We start from the raw sequence: 20,417 nt of genomic DNA on the forward strand, positions 1-20,417 counted from the left end.
CGCAGAACTTTCCACAACATAAGAAGAGACAAAAGGAATGAGTGATTTAATAGTGTTAATTATATACTGCGCCATATTAGGTAGCGGTGTTGGTTTTTTAGCAGGCCTTTTAGGGATAGGGGGCGGGCTGGTGATTGTGCCCATACTCAGCATGATATTACTGCACTTTAATGCTTTGCCACCTGAACAAGTAGTGGTGGTTGCCATTGCGACCTCACTGGCCTCTATTTTATTTACCTCGACCTCGTCGGCTATTGCGCATAATAAAAATGGCAATGTACCGTGGGATATTGCACCTTGGGTTATGGCAGGCGTTGCCTTTGGTGCGCTTATTAGTGGCTTTATAGCTGCGCTGTTACCCGAGCATGTAGTGCGTTTGGTATTTGCTGTAAGCGTGGTGCTAATTGCATTAAAAATGATTTTTTCTGGTAAGAATGATTCAGCAAAAGCGCGCCCGTTACCAAACAAAGGGTTGCTGAGTGTTTATACGACCATAACCGGTGGCTTGTCTGCCATGATAGGTATTGGCGGCGGGGCAGTATTAGTGCCGTTACTGACGTTTTTTTCTGTTGATATGAAAAAAGCCATTGGCTGCGCCTCGGCCTCAGGCATTGTGATAGCCCTGTTTGGTTCAATGGGTTATATCAGTTCAGGCAGCCAGTTATTTAGCCTAAAAGAAGGATTTGCAGGCTTTGTATATTTGCCCGCTTTATTGGGTATTGTATGCACCTCATGGTTTACCGCACCACTCGGCGCTAAAGCCACCCATTATTTGCCAGTTTCAACCATAAAGAAAATATTTGCCGGCTTATTAATTGTAATGGCAATCAATATGTTTACTCGATAAGGTTAAAGTTCGCAGGCTTGCTTGCGAGTATATTTTGAAATAAAAAACTTTAAGGCAAGGATGCTATGAAAATAGTTAAATTAAGGGATAAAGTTGATAAAACAATCTTAAGTGTTGCTTTGTTCTTTTTGATATCACCTATTATAGGGTTAATTACAGGAACTGCTCATCAGCTTGGAACGACAGGCAGCGACTATCAACAAGCATCGTTAATTGATGACCCAGAGCAATACTGGCAAATTATTATCATGCAACTTACTATTACTTTAGCTATCGGTATCCAAGGGTTTATTACATTCCCAGCCTTGATTGCTGCACGCCAAAAAGTATTAAACTTTAGAGATAACAATAAAATAGTAGCCAATATCATATTTTATTTGCTCACTCCGGTATTCTTTATCGCTTTGTTGATATTTTTAATATATTTATTTGAAGTTTGAGAAGTGTAAGGTTTTAGACCCGTAACCCGCACCCCGACGCCCGTCAATCTTAAGACGATTAACTAAAATCTACGTCATTTGAGCGTGTTTTATAAATTCATCATAAATACTGTCTTTAATGAGCCTGTCGGGCGTAAAGGCATAATAATGCTGATAAACATTATCGATTGTACCAATGTAATTTACGCCGTAATGGCGCTCCACTTCGGCTCTTACCAAAATAGGCGCAGGGAATATCCCAAACCCTTGCTCACCGAGTGACTTCATTAATGCGCTGTCGTCAACATGGCCAGCTATTGTCATTTCAATGTCTTGCTCTTGCAGCCAATAATAAATAGCCCGCGCGACGGGGCTTTCTTTTGCGGGGAGCACTAAAGGCTTGTTATTTAAAGACTGCGGAAACTGCTTATGTAATTGCGAATGCCATGTTTCGTTACCAAAAAGAGCGATTTGGCTTTTGCCTATTTCATGACAAAACGCCTTAAATGACAAGGTAGTATCGAGTGGTTTATCAGCTAACACTAAATCGATCTTATGAATCGCCATTTGTGCCAGCAGCTCATCTTGTTGGCCATCAATACAGTGCAAGTTGGTAATACGGTCGTTATTAATTAAAGGCGCTAGCCACTTCGACACCAGTGATTTAGGCAACACGTCTGAAATACCGACCTTTAACGTTCGTGAGTATTGCGTGGTATCACCTTGCGTGGTTTCTAGCCATTCGTGAGCAATAGCAAACATATCATTGGTGTATTGCTGAGTTACATGGCCAAATTCAGTTAACTGTAGGCCCCGCCCTTGGCGAATAAATAGCGGTTTTCCTAGTCGTTGCTCTAAGTTAGTAATTTGCGAGCTGACCGTTTGCGGCGTTAAATTAAGTATTTTACTCGCCGCTGCAATACTGCCGTGCTTACTTACTTGCCAAAAATAATATAAGTGATTGTAGTTGATGTTGGTAATCATTCGAAAATACCTGTTTTAAAGTAAGAAATAATCAGCTTTTTCCTTTGCCACTAAGTTAGTAGATTACAGTCATGCCTGCAACATAGTTACTATTAAAAGGTGTAATTGCATGAAGCTAAAACTTACAGTTAAAGACAAGATAATTAACGCAAGTGAAAAGATGTCGCTTTTGAAGTTGATAAAAAGCCAATTGGCAAAACATGCTTTAAATATTCGTAAAGTAGAGATTCAAATAAATGATCTTTCGAGTGAGCGCCACGGCACTTTGCAGCAATGCAAAATTAATATTCTTTTGCCTGGGCTACCCAGTATTAATGTAAATACAAAGGGAAGAAGTATGCTGCAAGCGATAAAGCGGGCACTTAAAAGTTTGCAGCACATTCTCGTTAATAAGTATCAACTTTCGCAACCAAGCTTTTAATTTTTATAAATATCGCACTTGCAGTGGCATGGATGCTACTCTTTTAATACGACTCTAATTCCAAGCCATGTTTAGTATTAAACGATTCACTTATTACCTGTTGAGCCTTTAGCGCATTGCTATTGAGCAAAGCCGCCTTTCTTTGTTGGGTTTCGTTACACTCTACCCAACTTACCGTAACTAAAAATCTTTGACCTTGTTCCTTTAACCTTTGACCTCAATTGTAAACCCCCGCACCATTTTGATTAAAAAGAGAGTGAAATTTTCAATTACCTAAATTCATAAAACTTAGATAAAAAAGTAACTCAAAGTCGTAACTAAGCACTAAATTTAGGTTTTGATTAATAAGCAAGTGTCTACCTAATACCAAACAGATTTATTTACTCGAGAAAATTGAGGTGGATAGAAGATACTGTTAAGGTACTTTGAAATAATAAAAAATGTCTAACTAACGGCTAAAACCTCCTCCACCTCATAGGACGTTATCTGCTTAATTAAAGTGTTGATGTTCAAGTTTAACTAATGAAGCAAAAATGGAAAATTTCACCAAACTATTAGCAGTTACACTTTATATATTTTCTTTGTCTGGCTGTACTTCAATTGGCAGTTACGTCATGTCAAACCCCGGTATCTATCTTTCTGAAGCACAGTTTATAAAAGCAAAACCTAGCGACATTGGCTTTGAAAAACAAAAATTTTGCTCTTTTAGTACCACTCAATGCATTACATATCTGACTGCTGAACCTTATCAAGCAGCCGAATTTTCGCAAGAGAGTTCTGTTTATTACAACCTTCATGCAACTGGTAATAATGTAGAAAATACAATTTCACACAGAATGACACCAGATACATTTAATCGTTTTAAAGGCACTGCTTTATTACTTCATGGCTATGGGGGCAGTAAAGAAGCAATGATGGCCTCAGCTATCTATTTTAGAGCGATTGGTATGAACGTTATTATTCCAGATCTTTTTGGCCATGGTGAATCAACTGAAGCATTTGTATTTGCAGCAAAAGAGCACGGCATTTTAAATGAACTGCTTGCTGAATCACTTTTAAATCAAACAAATAACCAGACTGTTGTAGTCGGCCATTCTATGGGAGCACTTACTGCAAGTAACTTATTATCATCAGAATATGTTGACGCTGCTATTTTACTTGCCCCAATGATGAGTTTTGACGTTGCAGCTAAGGAGTACTTACCTTATAAATCGCCTTTGCTTAGTCATTTTTTTCATAGCGAGATTGATAATATTGTTAACCAGGCAATGTTTGAGGCAGGAGTAACCATTCAAGAAACAAATTTATTGCCTAAATTAACTGAGACTAAAAAGCCTGTATTGTTAATTAACTCAGATGTTGACTCTCTATCCCCCCCGGCTTACTTTTCATCTATACAAAATGAGTTAGTAAAAAAAATAACTTTTAATGCTCGCTCTCATTCAAGTTTAATGGTGTTTGATCGTGATGATGTTATCGAAATTGAAAAATGGCTAATAACATGGTGAGCCTTCGCTATTTTAGATGACATTGAGTTTATAAGTCATTTTTTATTATTGTCGGGTTTCGTTGCACTCTATCCAACTTACGCTTTGTAAACCCCCGTTACATTTTGATTAAAAAAGCCGCACACTAATAATTAGTGTGCGGCTTTAGTATTTTACTTTTTAAAGCGATTACTTGGTTAGTAAGTGCTTTTCAAAAAAGTCAGCCATCATTGTATGGTAATGCAAAGTGGTGCCTTTGCCTTCGCGTAAGCTGTGTGAGCGGTTAGGGTATGAGAAAAACTCAAACTGTTTGTTGTGCTTAACTAGTTCGTCAATTAAGCGCTCAGAGCCTTGGTAATGCACGTTATCATCGCCTGTGCCGTGAATAAGCAATAGCTTACCGGTTAGGTTTTTAGCAAAGGTAATAGGCGAGGTGTTATCGTAACTCTCAGGATCGGTATTTGGGTTACCCGCATAACGCTCTTGGTAAATGGTGTCGTATAAACGAATGTCTGGCACGGGTGCAGAGGCAATGCCTACTTTAAATTTATCACCGTGGCGGAACAATAAGTTAAGGGTTGAACTACCGCCCCCTGAATGCCCCCACACACCAACACGGTCTGTGTCTATTACATCCCAACGTTTAGCCATAGCATCAAGCGCGTCTACTTGGTCTTGCACGGTAATTGAGCCAATTTTTTTATAAATTGATTTACGCCAATCGCGGCCTTTTGGTGCACGTGTACCACGATTATCAACCGATGCCACAATAAAGCCTTTTTGCGTTAGTAACGATTTATATAAGTAACTGTTACCTTCCCAGCGGTCTTGCACGGTTGAACCCCATGGTTCGCCGTATACGTAAAACACAATTGGGTATTTTTTACTTTTATCCATGTTCTCAGGGAACATAATGTAGCCGTCAAGCTCGGTGCCATCTTGCGCGTTTACTTTAAAAAACTCATGCTTTGGTAAGCTTTGTTCAGCCAGTTTTTGTTTAAGCTTTGTATTTTCAACTAAGGTTTTTACATTACTATGATCGCTCACTTTAATGATCTCTTTAGTCGGTGGCGTACCAAATTTTGAGTAAGTGTGCATAGCCCATGAGGCATCTTTTGACATGTAGTAGCTGTTTGAACCTTCAAACTCAGCAGGCGTTACCCGTACCGGTTTGCTGCTGCCATCAAGCGGTGTGCTGTATAAATAACGCTGACCAGGATCGTTTGGCGAGGCAATAAAATACATTACGTTTTTGTCTTCATTGATGCTCAGCATATCAATAATGTCGTAATCACCAGGGGTTAGGTCGATAATAGTTTTGCCATCGCGCGATACACGGTAAAGATGACGCCAGCCGTCGCGTTCGCTATGCCAAATAAAAAACTCGCCGTCTTTTGACCAGTTTGCTTTATAAAACCATTCGATAAACGCATCGTCTTTGTCTTCTAAAATCTTGGTCAGTTGCTGCTTTTGCCAATCAAACAACCACACTTTGTTATGGCTTTGTGGGCGGTTTAAGTCTTGAATCATTAATTCATTACCGGTGCCTGCCCAGCTAATACGCGGAATATAACGGTCGCGGTTATCGCCTTCAAGCTCAGCCCAACGGGTTTGTTTGTCGCTAAGGCTTACCACACCAACACGCACGGCAGAGTTGGTTTCACCGGCTTTAGGATAAGGGAATTCTTTTAGGGTAGGGTACAGTTCGTCAGTGTTGTTGATCATAGTGAAAAATTTAACGTCACTAGTATCAAGCTGCCAATAGGCGATTGATTTGTTGTCGGGGCTCCAACGAAAACCATCGGCAATAGTAAATTCTTCTTCGTATACCCAATCAAAATTACCGTTAACAATGGTGGCACTGCCATCGGTTGTGAGCGCGGTTACATCGTTACTACCAACCGCTTGCATATAAATATTGTTGTCGCGCACGTAAGCCACTTTTGAGCTATCTGGCGAGAACTTAGCAAACATTAACTTAGTTGGCTCAACGTCTTTACCACCTAATTGCTGTAATTGGTTTGTCTCAAGGTTAAGTAACCAAAAGTCGCCTCTGCTGCGCGAACGCCAAACTTGCTCACTGTTGGTAAATACCATCAGCCATTTACCGTCTTTTGACCACTGATAGCTTTCGATTGCAAATGGCTCGTCTGCGCCCTCTGGCAGTAGCTTTTCAAACTCAACCAGTACTTTACGGCCTGTGCCGTCAGCATTGTAAAATACAATGTCGTTGCCTTTTACGCCGTGCTCTTTTTCATCATCGGCGTTGTTATCATCTGCTTTTTCTTTTTCGCTTTCGCGCTCTTCAAGCACAGTGTAGCCGGTACCATCGTCTAGCCACTTAAAGTAAGTGCTTCGCTGGGTTTTAAACTCTTTATCTTTATAAATTTGCGCTAGGCTTAATGGATTATTCACGGTACTCATCGCTGCATTATTGTTGGTTGTTATGCTGGTACTTGAACATGCTTGCAAGCCTAAGCCCGCAACAATGGCCAGTGCCAAGCCCGATGTTTTGATCAGATTCATTGTTATTGTTCCTTGGGTCTGCTGACCTTTATAGATTAAGGCGCTTATTACATTTACTGTAACAAAATAACCTACAGAATATCAGCATGCTTAACGCACAAAGCTATGGTTTAAACCCAAACTTTTATAATTAATTACCATGCTGGATTTTTAAATTCATCACTGAGCGTGTCGATTAGTGCTCTTACTGTTGCCGATAAATGCTGACGAGAAGGGTAAAGCACATATATTTTCATTGGGTTTGATGTCCATGGCGCTAATACACGCTGCAAGCGACCATCAAGTATATATTGATTTGCCAAATACGTAGGCTGTACTGAAATACCACCACCGGCTATGGCTGCATGAAGTAATGTGGTGGCCTCGTTTGCACTTAAATTGCATTTAACATCAACAGATTGAAACTCATCCCCGTTGTGTAAATGCCAAATATATCGGTCGAAGTTTTTATAGCCTAAACACTGATGAGCGCTTAACTGTTGTGGTGTCGTTATTGGCGGATAATCAGCAAGGTAGTCGGCTGAGGCCACTAATATAGATTCACACTCGGCAATAGGTTTACCTATTAACGAAGGATCAGGATTGGCTGCAATACGTATTGCCAAATCAACACGTTGCTCTATTAGATCTGTGGTTGAGTCTTCAAGATCTATGTCTATTTGCACGTTAGGGTGACGTTTCATAAAACGTGTAAATATAGGGGCTAATTGTGCAAAACCTAACGACATACTGGTCGCTACTCGTATTTTACCTGACAACTGTTGCTGGCTTTTAGTTTGTTCAACTAAACGGTTAGCCTGTGCTAACCATTGCTCTATTTCGGGTAAACAGGCCTCGCCGGCGGTTGTAAGCGTTACTTTACGGGTAGTGCGATGCAATAAGCGCGTATTTAACCAGGCCTCTGCCGACTCAATATGACGAGTAACCATAGGGCGTGACATTTCAAGCCGATCGGCAGTGGCAGTAAAACTGCCTGAGTAGGCAACATCCACAAAAACCTGCGCTGCGGTGAGTTTATCCATAGTATTTGCACGATTTATGAAACAATGATGCTAATTATTGGTTGTTTTTCTGAACATATCAAACCTTTATTATGCTCGCATTAGCAACCAATGATGAGAATACTATGAACCTACGCACTCTTTTACTAAGCACACTATTAGCCAGCAATATCGCTATTGCAGACGAAACCCCACTAACCCTTGATGTGTATAACGCTGACAGCAATAGCTTTCATGTTAATGCCACGCTGGTTTATGGCCGTACCGATGCAATTTTAATTGATACCGGATTTACCAAAGCAGATGCACTGCGCATTGCCGCTAAAGTAATTGACTCTGGTAAACAACTAAAAACTATTTTTATTAGCCAAGCCGATCCTGATTACTACTTTGGCGCTGAAGTGTTACAGCAGTTTTTCCCAAATGCAGAGGTTATTACCACACCGGCAGTGCACCAAAAAATAGCAGCAAAGCTTAAAGGTAAACTTGCTTTCTGGACCCCAAAAATGGGTAAAAACGCACCAAAAAACCCCGTCGTACCTAAGGTATTTAATGGTAATAGCTTAAAAATAGAAGGCCATACCATTGAAATTCGTGGCACAGAGGGTGAGCATAATCATCGCCCATATTTATGGATACCTGATAACAAAGCTATTTTAGGGAATGTGGCTGTATACGCTAATGTTCATTTATGGATGGCCGATGCGCAAACTCAAGCAGAGCAAAATGCATGGGCAAAGCAACTTAATGAAATGAAAGCACTCAACCCTGACGTGGTGATCCCTGGGCATATGAAAGCAGGCACTCAATTAGATGCTGCAAATATTGATTTTTCAATTCAGTATTTAAAGGATTTTGCACACGCTAAGCAAAGTAGTGATAGCAGTAAGCTGCTGATAGATAAAATGACCAACTCATACCCAGAGGCTGTATTACCTATGGCTCTTAGCATTGGCGCTAAAGTTCATAAAGGCGAAATGAAATGGTAATTGCTTACGCTTAACCACTGTAATAAATACAGTAGAACCAAAAAACACGCCTAGCAAAGTCTGGCGTGTTTTTTATTATTGCCACAAATACATACTGGCTCGCTTATTGGCAATATTTAATTCAAATACCTCAGTGCTTGCACACATAGCAGCGCCATAGCATACATGTAGCGGTAACAAGTGCTCTTCTCTGGGGTGATTAAAGCGTGCAGCTGGAGCTTGCTGCCATGCTAATAATTGCTGTTCACGCTGTTGCTCGGTTAATGTTTGATCTGCGACTGTGCTTACCAGCCAATTTTCAAATGCCTGATTTTGCTGATTAACATCGCTTGATTGGGTAACACCAAAAGCGCGCATATTATGGAAGGTAAAGCCTGAGCCTATAATTAATAAGTTCTCGTAATCAATACTTTGCAACGCTTTACCAATTTCAACATGCATTAACGGATCGAGGCTTGGGTGCAAGGATATTTGCACACAAGGAATATCGGCCTCTGGGTACATAATTTTTAACGGTACAAACATACCGTGATCAAAACCACGCTGTGAATCGAGTTTTGAGTCAATATTATGTGTTGCGAGCGCCTGCTGTACTAAATTAGCAAGTTGCGGCTGGCCAGCACAAGGGTAAGTTAATTGGTACGCCTGCTTGGGAAAACCATAGTAATCGTAAATAAGCGGCGGTGAAGAGTGCGCCGTTATACTAATTGGTTGAGCTTCCCAATGCGCGCTGACCATTAAGATAGCAGAAGGCTTTGGGATTTTAGCGGCAACTTGTTCTAAGCAGGCTCGCATTTCTGCATGGTTGGCATTACCTAGTAATGGCATTGGGCCGCCACCATGTGAAATGAAAAAAACGGTTGGGCGTTGCATGTGATTAATCCTAAAGGACAGATATTATTATAGTGCCTGCGCCGTTAGTAAATAACTAGCCACATAAATGCACAACCTCAGTGCGCAAAAATTATGTGCGGTGTTTATTCATCAAGCTCTAAGTGAGCGCGTTCAACGCTTTCTTGAGGTAACTCTTTTTGCACCGATACACCCAGCTCCTTAAATTCTGAGGCTTGTTTAATTAAGTTACCTTTACCACGGTATAACTGAGAAAATGCTTTATCGTAAGTTTCTTTGGCTTTATCAAGCTGTTTACCCACCCCTTCCATACTAGTTAAAAAGCCGTTGAGTTTACTGTAAAAACGCTCAGCACGATTAGCCAGCTCTTTTGAATATTTAGTTTGCTCTTCAAAGCGCCATAACTGTTTAACAATATTTAAACTGGTTAGCAGGGTAGTAGGGGTAGCAACCAAAATGTTCTTTTCTATTGCTTGCTGGTAAATGTCGCTTTGGTATTTAAGTGCTTCTACAAAGGCGGATTCTATGGGTACAAACATAATAACAACCTCAGGCGAGTTTATCCCTGGTAGGCGGTCATACGATTTACTGGCCAGCTCATTTATACGGGCAGTTACGGCATTTACATGCTCTTTAATCGCTTGTTGAGACTCAAGCTCTGTTTCGGCATTTACATAACGGGTGTAGGCATTTAACGATGTTTTTGCATCAATCACTAAGTGGCGACCTTGAGGTAAATACACCACAACATCAGGGCGCAAACGGCCGTCTTCGGTATTAAACGACACTTCTCGCTTGTAATCGGTGCCAGCGCGCAGGCCTGCGCTATCAAGCACGTTTTCAAGCATTAACTCGCCCCAATTACCTTGGGTTTTCTTTTGCCCTTGTAAGGCATTGCTTAGCTTATCGGCCTGCTCGGTAATTGCTTGGCTTTTGGCTTGTAAATGCAGCAGCTCAGTTTTAAGTGCAGCACGTTGCTGTAAGTCTTCAACGTGAATAGACTCCATTTTATCTCTAAAGCCTTTTAGCTCACCTTGAACCGGCTTAAGTAACTGCTCTATGCTTTCTTGATTGAGGGTTTTAAATTTTTGCGACTTTTCTTCTAATATTTGGTTAGCTAAATTTTCAAATTCTTTTTTAAGCGTTTCTTTACTTTGCTCTATATGGGCGAGTTGTTCACTAAAATGCTGCTGCTTTTGCTCAAGGGTAGTGCGTATATTATTAAGCTCTACATCGCGCAGATTGTATTGCTCGCGCAGGGCGGTTAGCTCGGCTTCGGCTTTACGCCAATATTGATTATAAAGTTGGCTTTGCTTTTCTTGCTCAGTTAAACGGGTTTTAAAATGCTGAGACTGATCCCGCTGCTCTTGATGTGTAAGTCCTAATAAATCGTGCTCTTCAACCAACGCGGCATATTGGCTTTGTGTTTGCTCATGCTGGCTTTGTAATAACATTAACTGTTGTTGTTGCTCATTTACTTGGCGCTTTATTTTTTTGCTTAATTGCATTGATACAACACCACAAATAGCCATGCCTGTTATAGCGCCAGCACTTACACTTAACCAATCTAAATGGGATAAAAACGAAGTAAACATAAAATAAACTTTTAAAATTTAGTGACATGCCATCATAACGAATAACGCTCTTTAGCAGTAGGGGTAACGCACTAAATTAAGCGCATAAAAAAAGCCAGCTATTAAAGCTGGCTCAATATTACTTAATCAGTAATCAAACAGGGAAATCAACATGAAACTTGTATAACAACACATCACTACAAGCATAATAGTAGACGCGTCCTGATTAAATTAGTTCAAAATAATTTTTAAAAAAGTTGAATTTAGAGCATAAAAAAAGCCAGCTAATAAAGCTGGCTCAATATTACTAAATTAGTAATCAAACAGGGAAATCAACATGAAACTTGTATAACAACATATCAACTACAAGCATATTAATAGACCCAGCTATTATTGATTAGTTCAAAAATATTTTAAAATAAAATAGTTTAAAATATTCAGGCAAAAAAAAGCCAGCGCTGAACTGGCTGGCTTAATCATTACTATGTCTAGTAACTACTATATGGGATATCAACATGAAAACTTGGAGAAACTGCAATTTAACCAAGCTGTATTAATAGACGCCCACAATTCAAATAAGTTCAAAAAATTATTGTTAATTTTTAACTTTTAATTAAAGACAACATTTGTTGTTCATCAAACTGGGTAAAACTCATTGATTTTTCGGTAAATAATGCATCTACAAGCGCTTGTTTATCTTGCTGCATTTGAAACACCTTTTGTTCAATAGAGTTAGCCATAATCAATTTATACACAAATACCGGATTAGTTTGGCCAATACGATAAGCACGATCGGTCGCTTGCTTTTCAACAGCTGGATTCCACCAAGGATCAAAATGAATAACGGTATCGGCTTGGGTTAAATTAAGCCCTGTGCCACCTGCTTTTAGGCTAATTAAAAATACCGAAGTAGTGCCACTGGTGAATTCGTCTATCACTTTATCGCGATGGCGCGTTTGCCCAGTTAACATGCTAAATTTAATGTTAAGTGTATTCAAACGCTCGGCAATTAAATCAAGTGCAGAGGTAAACTGGCTGAATATAATCACCTTACGGCCAAGGCTGAGCATTAAAGGTAAATGGCTTGATAACCATTCTAACTTAGCACTAGCAGCGTCGGTTTCTGGCTCAATAAGTTTAGGATGACAGCAAATTTGGCGAAGTTTTAATAGTGCCTCTAAAAAAGCGAGTTTACTTTTTTGTACGCCTTGTTCGGCAAATAAATCAATGAGTTTTTCTTCAAGCGCGTGAGTTATGCCTTGGTACATGTCTTTTTGTTTAGGCTCAAATTCAAACTCTTTAACAAGCTCCGTTTTTTGCGGCAGTTCTTGAGCCACTTGGGCTTTAGTACGGCGCAAAATAAACGGCATAATTAACGCTTTTAACTGCTCTGCACGCTCAATGTTACTTTCGCGCTCAATAGGACCTTGAAAGTGCTGCTTAAAGTGTGCCTGGGAACCTAATAGCGAAGGCATAGCAAAATCGAGTAACGACTTTAATTCAAATAAATTGTTCTCAATTGGGGTACCACTTAAGCAAAGCTTAAAGTCGGCATTCAAACGTTTGACTAACCGCGATACCTGTGCCGTATCATTTTTAATATACTGCGCTTCATCAAGAATAATGTTTTCAAAATACAGTGGCGAATAATAAGCAATGTCACGTTTTAATAACGGATAGGTGGTTAATATACACTGTGCTTGTGCCAAGTGTTTCAACGCATCATTACGGTGTGCACCAAAAATAGTGGTCACTTTTAAGTTTTTAGCAAACTTGTTAATTTCGTTTTGCCAATTACTCACTAAGCTTGTTGGGCAAACAATAAGCGTAGGGCCAGCCTGCGGAGTATTATAAGAACTGGCTAAATAAGCGATCACCTGCAAAGTTTTACCCAAGCCCATATCGTCCGCTAAAATACCACCTAGCTGATTACGCTTTAAAAAGTTAAGCCAAGCTACGCCTTCTTGCTGGTATTCTCTAAGCACCACAGAATCGTGTAAGCCATGAATGGCGATATTGGGCGATAACAGCGCGTCATTGCTTAGCTCATCAAGGTAGCGCTCTAATGACGGATCATGTAACTCAACATTAATGGCTGTGTGCTTAACTAACTCAGGTAAGTATGAAAGTGGAATATTAAATTCGTCGCGCGTTTTAATAAACTCAAATCGCAATTTAAACTCAATTAATAAATTAAACGCAGCTTTATCTATAACTCCAAATTGACGGCCAACGGGATAGTAATAAAACAATTCGCTTTGACGATTTAACGATTCAAACAGTTTATTATTTACATTAAATAAAGTGGCCACTTTGGTATCGTTAAGCACAACTTTGCAATGCATTTGATGCCCAGCAGCTCTGTTTACATGCAAGGAAATTTGGTTTTTAGTATCGGCAATATTTATTTTGCTCATTGATACTTGCCAGCCACGTTGCTTAAAGCTTGGTAACACCTCATGCGCTAACCAGTGTAAGTGAATAGCCGATTCCTGACTAAAAATAAACTCGCTGTGTAAACCCCCTTTACAAAAATCAAAGCCTAAGTTGACCAGCTCGTTGGTAACGGTGTTTTCAAATGCACTGTTTATTAGTTTTTCAGGCGCTGTACCTGCTAAGTAGTTTTTATTTTTATACTTAAACGATAACGAAATAGCCATTACTGAGCCCGACATGCTGACTTTAAGTACGGCATTACTCAACGACTTAACAGGCATGCTTGGTGCATTAGTAGGATGGGGAATAACACCGGCACCAAAATTATCAGCAAGCTGCTTATAAATTCGATCAAAGTTTGTATCGTGAAGTGCTGGTATTGTTTGTAAATGAGCAATTTCGTCCGCACTGAGCGGCGTGCGAATGCGGCCTAGCTTATATTTATCTAAATCTAAGTAGATGGGCGGTGTAGTTTTAATTAACGCCCAATTAGGAATTTGATCAAGATGAATTTTTAACTGGGTGACTTCTTTTTGTTTTTCCCAAACAAAATTTAGGGGTAAGCCAGGTTGCGCTTTTATAGGTACTCGCGAACGCTGTAAAAATAATCGTTCTGTAGCTAGTAATTGCTGCAGCGCGTTAAAGCCCCATTGACCTTTGAGTTCAATATTACCGACCGCATTTTGCGAGCGGATCCAGCTATATAATCTAAAATCACTTTCTAGCAGGTCGCTAGGGGTTACAAAACTATTAAGCTGTTGCTCAGTTAAATTGCGACCTAATGCATAATTATTATTTTTATCGTAGTTGGCAATTTTAGGTGTTAAAAATACTTTATCGTTTTCAATATCTAATACAAACAGTAACACTTGTGATGGATGAGCTTGATCGGTGTTTTTAAGCGAGCTAAGTTCGCTAAACCAGTCATTAATAAAATAGTCTTCGCCGTATTCACCTGAGTGTTCAATTTTAAGTTTTAACAAAATTGCAGCCAAATGGCGGCATTTAGTTTTAACATTACAAGTACAGTGTGTGTCGACTGAATAGCCAGTTGGTAATTTACTGATCTCAATTCGTTGGTTAAACGCAATGCCCTTATCGCCTTGCACAGTAGAATCAACAACAGAAAAATCAGCATTATGTTCTAACCAACTTATTTGGCCGTTTTTATAATACGACTTACCTTTTGCTAACACCGCGGGTTTAAACAATTTTTTTATGAATCGCTCAGAAAGAGGAAACTGGGTAGCCTGCTCATTTTTAATTTCTTCAAAAATAGCCATTAAATCATTTTTTGATAAGTTAGCAGACATGTCACTCAAAGTATTAAAATTTAAAAACAATTTTTCCAGTATATGCCTTATCAACGCTGAGCTAAAGCAATATTATTTTTAAAATAAACTGGTTGGATCTGATTGGTTAGTAAAAAATTGGTTTATAAGGATTGTTTAATTTTACTAACTAAAAAAAGGCGTTTAAATTACAAAATAAAAACAATAAATTAACTTAACAGGGAGGTTTTGCTAGGAGTAGATCAGGTTTTTACTAACAAGGTAGCAATTTAATCAAATAGAGCAGGTTTAGTTAGTAAAAATACGATCCTTAGTAGTTTATCGGGCTTTTTTTGCTTTTTATCACCACGGAAGATCAGATTTTTACTAACTAATTAAGAGGGCTAGATCACTATTTAACTAACCTACCCCCCTTTACAGATCACGATATTACTAACTAATTAAAAGCACTTAATAGTTTAGTCAGTTGTTCTAAGCGCTTGTCTGTCATCACTTTATTATTAATTTTTATTGAAACGTCACCACTTTTAAGGTTACGTTGCACACTAATAAAGTCGTTTTCAAGCACAGCCTCACGCTTTAATGCTGTTTTAGGCTCTGCGGTTAATAGTTTAGTGATCAGCATAGCGCGCTTGTCGTCGGCTTCTAAGGCATTAACTTCATCATTGCTTGCAAGTTCTACAACTAACTCGTTAAATGCAACCTCGTCTCGCTCCTTTGCGTTAATCAGCTTTTTAGCGACTTCTCTACCAACATGATTAGCTGTTGGGTAAAGAGCTATAACATCGGCAGATATTTGCTCATACGCTTTAATAGCATCCGCAATGGCGGTATGCGATACCCCTTCAATAACGGCAATCTCGCGGTACGATCCTTTTTTGCCTTGTTGAATGAGTTCGTTTCGAGTTTGCTGATACGCTTGACCTAACTCCCAAAGACTTGGAGCAATGTATTGATCCGAAGAAACTGCTAACACTTTGGCATCTTGCTCATTAAAATCACTTGAACTCAAAACAAGATAATCTGCACCAGCCAAAATACAGGCTTTGCGACGTCTTGAGCCTGCAAGAACAAGACTCATATCACCTTGATCCCAAAGCAGGGCGGGGTGCTGATTACGTCCATCCGATATAATTGCAGGAAGTATATCGGATACCGACTTTTCGTTTAAAAGCGCTTGTACACGGCGGTTTTTGCCATAAACCTGAGTCGATTTTTCAATCTCGTTATGAGCAATCACTTTACAAACCAATGTAATTTCGCGATTAGGATCGCTTGGCGCAGGCATACGAATAACATCGCCTGCATTAGCTTGCTCTAAAAGAGCGTCTAAACTGCTACTGCCAACAGCGGTTGCAAAGGGATCTAAGCGGGTGTCATTTTTACGTTTTTTAGCCATTTTTAGTCAACATCCTTACTTAGGCGTATTTAATTTTGATTGTGTAGATTGCCAATTTGAACGAATTAGCATTTCGAGTTCGTCAACAACATCTTTGATATTTTCTTGTGCGCGCATTAACGATTCTCTACTCGCTAAACTGTCAGACGCTTTTTGATCAAAAATAGTATTAAACGAGGATGAACTCGCAGTAATTGCTGAGCTGTGATTAATAGGGTAGCTCATGACTTGGCGACCAAAGGCGCTTCTTACGTCTTTAACTATGTCACGTTGTGAGTGATTACCTTTTACATAATTGGTAACCAAAAATTGCATAAAGTCCCAACCATCGTGACCAAGAGCTGCAACGGTATGATAAATCTCACCTAAACGTTTTAAATATTTATTATTAGCATCAAAGTCTACCGCTTCAGGATGAACTGGTATAAGCATCGCTGTAGAAGCCATTAATGCATTATAAAACATAAAGTTAAGAGTAGGCGCTGTATCAATTAGTAAAATATCAAATTCATCTTTTACTGGCTCGATAACACGCTCTAACAGCTTATGGTAATGGCGAGTTTGCTCATAGTTTGAGGTGTCTTTAAGCAACGTTGCAGTTTCGTGTTCAAAATAAAAATCATCCATACCTGAGGGTAAAACACGAATATTAGGAATATGAGTTGGTAAAAAGGAGTTTGAAACAAATTCAGGCCAGGTTTCACCTTCTTCAAGATCAATGCAGTCACGCATTAAATCACCAACAGTAATTGGATCGGGCTCAGAAGATGGGAAAAAGCTAGATGATGACCCCTGCGGATCTAAATCGATAATACCAATTCGGTAACGCTTGATGTTAGTAGTGGCAAGTGCTGCAGCAATATTAACCATGCTCGTTGTTTTACCACAACCACCTTTTAGTGAATTAATAACAATAACTTGGAGTTTGTCTGTTGGTGCACGATGATCGGGTTTTATATCCATTATATCGGCCATGGCAAAAATATTAACCAACGTATAAGCGTAATGACCGTTTGCACCGCGTTTTATGTTTAAATCGTCAAAATCACCATTGTCATGGCGTCTTTTTAAGGTACGATTATTACAACCAAGTAAATCAGCAGCGGCTTTTTGGGTGTAGGTTCTTAATTCTTTTTCTTCAGACTTAAGATGGGCGCGGTAATGTTGAATACGTCCTTCTAGTGATTTTTCAGCAACTTCTGCGGTTGCTTTCAAAAGTCGGTAGGTATCTAGCGCATTATTATTGATAGACATACTTTATTCCTCAAAGTTAGGCGTTTAGTATAATGTCCATTCAATTAGCTGTAAACAACTATTTAAGGCGACATCCATTTTAAATACATGACATATAAAATAATTTTACGCCTTTAATATTGCTTAGTATAAATAAAGAAGTTTAAGTATGGTTAAATATATAAGGTATTAAAGGCTAAGGCCTTAAAATGTACATATAACATTATGATTTATATAAATAATGTTAAAAAAACTGGATCAGCATTGTACGTGGTTAAGATCAGATCCTTATCTACTGGCAGATCACCTTTTTACTAAGCAAATATTTAGCAGCTTAGTTACGCACAGGTTAAGCACTGAGTTACTCACAAAATAGATGCTATAGATCATGTTTTTACTAAGTAAATTATAAAGTTATGCACCCACCATCAGGAATAATAAGCGGTTTAATTAGTATAGATCTGATCTGTAGTAAGTACAGATCAGATCTATGCTAACTGGAACTAAGCTTATCCACAGGCCTCTCATTTTTACTGTCATTTGTCGTGCTAAATTTAAAAAAAAACACTTTGCAATGGACAAATTTATTCTTCAGTTAGTAAAAATTCGGTTTATTAAAGCCTAGTTAGTAAAAACCTGATCTGAAATCTCATGTTTTAACTTTTTCTTAGTAAAATATTGATCTGTGCATTTTATTTGAAGTCAGATCACTTTTATACTAACTTAAACATTTAACTTTTGTGGCTTTATGTGTTGTTATTAGCTGTCACAATAAAAACGGAAATAAAAACCATGAGCCGAAAGGTCAACATCTCGGTAGATAACTTGCCCGATACACTTAGGGGCCAAATTCACGGGGTGGAAAGTGCAATTGATAACGAAAGCTTAGCACTATTTACAGATAATAAAGATGTGCGAATTTCGATAGAAAATGCAGCCCATGGGTTACGCGCTTACTCTAACACATTTAACCATTATGATCTGTGGGGACGCTTTGTTCGCTCAGGACATAAAAAGCTGCCACTTGAAGAAGCCCCTAAAAAAACCATAATTACACGTAAGATATCTGAAAAAGTAGACGGTATTTTATACGATGGTGAAATTAAAATAACACCGGCTGTGGTAAGTACTCGTAAAGATGGTGAAGACGTAGAATACTTAGTTTGGCCATCAGATAGAGAAGAAAAAGTTGAGCGTGCACTTATTCGCCTTGCTTCAAAAGGTAAAATAGTAAAAATTAATTTTAAGTCCGGTATTCAATATGCCGTTGTGTTTTCTATGAACGAATTAGCACAAGAACTTAAAGCGGTAGGTCAATCTATGCCTTACCCACAAATTAAAGAATCGCTCGAAGCATTACAAGGTTCAAAACTTTCTTTTAAATATTCTGCTACTGACACTAAAAACTCTGATATTGATGATTCGTTCTACGAGTCGAACATGAACTTTTTATCGTCTTTACACTTTAGTGGTAAAAAAGGCCAAGGCGGAAATGTTAAATGTGTAGCGTGTTTAAATGCGTTTGTTCATAACATGATCGATAACCTTGAATATAAAGGTTATTATTTTAATAGTGCTCAAGAGTTAAAGCGCGGATTATCGCGTTGGATGATGCTACGTTTATATCATTTATGGCGCTATGCTGCCCCAGGAAAAACATACCATTTTAGACTGCTGTCTATTATGGAAAAATATGGCTCTATCTATTCAACTGATGATATTACCGAAAATAAATTAAAAGCACTGCGCCGTGATATGACTACCACGATGAAAGATTTAATAGAAAAAGGAGCAATATCTGAGTACAGCATTACTAATGTAAAAGATGATAAAACAGGTAATATTGTAGATTACACTTATGAAATGCACCCTTCTGATCAGTTTTGTGATGAAATACTGGCATTAAATAAACATAACAAGCGTATAGAGATACAAGGTGGTAAACGCATTGTTGAAAATGCAGTATTAATTGATGAAGATAAGCTGGAAGAAATTGTAGAAAAATAATTATATTAATTTTTACCAGTATTTATATTAAAGGCCACATTAAGTGGCCTTTTTAACATAATTACTTTGTTACTTGTTCTAAATATAATCGGTCTACCAGAAAGTCATACTCACGTTTTCGTGGATGTGATAACGGTTTTTCGTAACTCGGCAGTTGGCCATACTTAACATCGGCTTGTGGGTTTATAAGAATAAAAGGTAAGGCCGCACTAACATGATAACGATTTTGAGCCGTGTATCTAACATTAACTTGTGGGCTAACTCGGGTAGGGCGCCTAATTCGTAATTTTTCTTTTTCACCTAGACTGGCAACACGAACTTGCTCTTGAGCAACCAATGATTGCCATTTTTGCTGATCAATCATTCTTGGGTTTTTATACCCAGCGGACTTTTCGAGCATTTCAAGAGCCATCTTTTTTGTGAGTGTTTTAGTGGCGTGTTTATGCATCCAAGTAAAACGAACTGAAAAAGGGGATTCGCTTTCGCTATGAATTTTACGATAAGCGGCAAGCGTAATTAAATTTGGCATAGCATTATGTACGGCTTCAAATCGAGCATCGTTATTGTCTATCGCCAAAATACAATTTTTAAATGCCGCTTTTGCATTATTAACTTGAGCAATCCGATCAATAATAGCTTGTTTGTTGGCGTCTTGTATAATTAATAAACCAGGGTGGCGCTTTAATACGCGACTACTCAGACCAGGCTTTTTATACATATCAGAAAAAGAATTTAAAATAGCCTTTTGTGCTAGTTCCCCTGTAATTTTAGATACTGCAATCGACTCGGGAATTATATTTTCCTCTATACTGCTTATTTCTGGCAGTTGATAGTATTCAGCTTTAGCAAACCCATATTCTTTAAGCTCCTCAATTAGCCTAAGCGTTAACTCATTGAGTAAATCAAACTGACTTCTAATTTGTACCTTCGTAACCATAACACCACCAAGA

15 protein-coding genes are annotated in these 20,417 nt (G+C 38.8%); 6 read left to right on the forward strand and 9 right to left on the reverse strand.

The features are described 5' to 3' along the window. The first annotated feature begins 37 nt into the window (after window positions 1–37). Window positions 38–847, forward strand: coding sequence for a sulfite exporter TauE/SafE family protein (locus MTF66_RS07725; protein ID WP_248526975.1), 810 nt, complete (start codon window positions 38–40; stop codon window positions 845–847). A 65-nt stretch (window positions 848–912) separates the two neighbouring features. Next, on the forward strand, window positions 913–1,287 hold the full coding sequence (locus MTF66_RS07730) for a hypothetical protein (RefSeq protein WP_054201546.1): 375 nt from the start codon (window positions 913–915) through the stop codon (window positions 1,285–1,287). A 69-nt stretch (window positions 1,288–1,356) separates the two neighbouring features. Here MTF66_RS07730 and nhaR read toward each other — a convergent pair whose 3' ends face one another. Continuing rightward, window positions 1,357–2,250 (reverse strand): transcriptional activator NhaR, encoded by an 894-nt coding sequence (gene nhaR / locus MTF66_RS07735; protein ID WP_248526976.1) that lies wholly within the window; start codon window positions 2,248–2,250, stop codon window positions 1,357–1,359. Window positions 2,251–2,359: 109 nt separating this feature from the next. Between nhaR and MTF66_RS07740 the strand changes: the two genes are divergently transcribed. Further along, window positions 2,360–2,671 carry a hypothetical protein gene (locus tag MTF66_RS07740; RefSeq protein WP_248526977.1) on the forward strand — a complete coding sequence of 104 codons (312 nt, stop codon included), beginning with the start codon at window positions 2,360–2,362 and terminating at the stop codon, window positions 2,669–2,671. Between the two features lie 533 nt (window positions 2,672–3,204). Further along, window positions 3,205–4,179, forward strand: a complete 975-nt coding sequence (locus MTF66_RS07745; protein WP_076920303.1) for a carboxylesterase — start codon at window positions 3,205–3,207, stop codon at window positions 4,177–4,179. A 168-nt stretch (window positions 4,180–4,347) separates the two neighbouring features. Here MTF66_RS07745 and MTF66_RS07750 read toward each other — a convergent pair whose 3' ends face one another. Together MTF66_RS07750 and MTF66_RS07755 are read right to left on the reverse strand one after the other, a co-directional pair. After that, entirely contained in the window at window positions 4,348–6,684 is a 2,337-nt protein-coding gene (locus tag MTF66_RS07750; RefSeq protein ID WP_248526978.1) for a S9 family peptidase, read from the reverse strand. A 134-nt stretch (window positions 6,685–6,818) separates the two neighbouring features. Then, on the reverse strand, window positions 6,819–7,706 hold the full coding sequence (locus MTF66_RS07755) for a LysR family transcriptional regulator (RefSeq protein ID WP_248526979.1): 888 nt from the start codon (window positions 7,704–7,706) through the stop codon (window positions 6,819–6,821). 104 nt (window positions 7,707–7,810) lie between these two features. Here MTF66_RS07755 and MTF66_RS07760 point away from each other — a divergent pair, with 104 nt between their 5' ends. Continuing rightward, entirely contained in the window at window positions 7,811–8,674 is an 864-nt protein-coding gene (locus MTF66_RS07760; protein WP_248526980.1) for an MBL fold metallo-hydrolase, read from the forward strand. Window positions 8,675–8,749: 75 nt separating this feature from the next. On the opposite strand, the gene MTF66_RS07765 is transcribed toward MTF66_RS07760, so the two are convergent. The 5 genes from MTF66_RS07765 to MTF66_RS07785 all read right to left on the reverse strand — a co-directional run bounded on the left by MTF66_RS07765 (window position 8,750) and on the right by MTF66_RS07785 (window position 17,481). Then, window positions 8,750–9,547, reverse strand: coding sequence for a class III extradiol ring-cleavage dioxygenase (locus MTF66_RS07765; protein ID WP_248526981.1), 798 nt, complete (start codon window positions 9,545–9,547; stop codon window positions 8,750–8,752). Between the two features lie 104 nt (window positions 9,548–9,651). Continuing rightward, window positions 9,652–11,121 carry a DNA recombination protein RmuC gene (gene rmuC / locus MTF66_RS07770; RefSeq protein WP_054201552.1) on the reverse strand — a complete coding sequence of 490 codons (1,470 nt, stop codon included), beginning with the start codon at window positions 11,119–11,121 and terminating at the stop codon, window positions 9,652–9,654. A gap of 581 nt (window positions 11,122–11,702) precedes the next feature. Continuing rightward, the gene (locus MTF66_RS07775) at window positions 11,703–14,849 is read right to left on the reverse strand and encodes a DEAD/DEAH box helicase (protein ID WP_010388794.1); all 3,147 of its coding nucleotides are present in this window, start codon (window positions 14,847–14,849) and stop codon (window positions 11,703–11,705) included. 415 nt (window positions 14,850–15,264) lie between these two features. Continuing rightward, entirely contained in the window at window positions 15,265–16,227 is a 963-nt protein-coding gene (locus tag MTF66_RS07780) for a transcriptional regulator (RefSeq protein ID WP_248526982.1), read from the reverse strand. A 15-nt stretch (window positions 16,228–16,242) separates the two neighbouring features. Next, the gene (locus tag MTF66_RS07785) at window positions 16,243–17,481 is read right to left on the reverse strand and encodes an AAA family ATPase (protein ID WP_010388797.1); all 1,239 of its coding nucleotides are present in this window, start codon (window positions 17,479–17,481) and stop codon (window positions 16,243–16,245) included. A 771-nt stretch (window positions 17,482–18,252) separates the two neighbouring features. On the opposite strand from MTF66_RS07785, the gene MTF66_RS07790 reads away from it, so the two are divergent. After that, window positions 18,253–19,467, forward strand: a complete 1,215-nt coding sequence (locus tag MTF66_RS07790) for a hypothetical protein (protein WP_013463357.1) — start codon at window positions 18,253–18,255, stop codon at window positions 19,465–19,467. Between the two features lie 61 nt (window positions 19,468–19,528). On the opposite strand, the gene MTF66_RS07795 is transcribed toward MTF66_RS07790, so the two are convergent. Then, a complete protein-coding gene (locus MTF66_RS07795) occupies window positions 19,529–20,404 on the reverse strand; it encodes a DNA replication terminus site-binding protein (protein ID WP_248526983.1) in 876 nt (291 codons plus the stop codon). Window positions 20,405–20,417 lie beyond the last annotated feature (13 nt).

The sequence above is a fragment of the Pseudoalteromonas sp. 2CM39R genome (genome assembly GCF_023161845.1).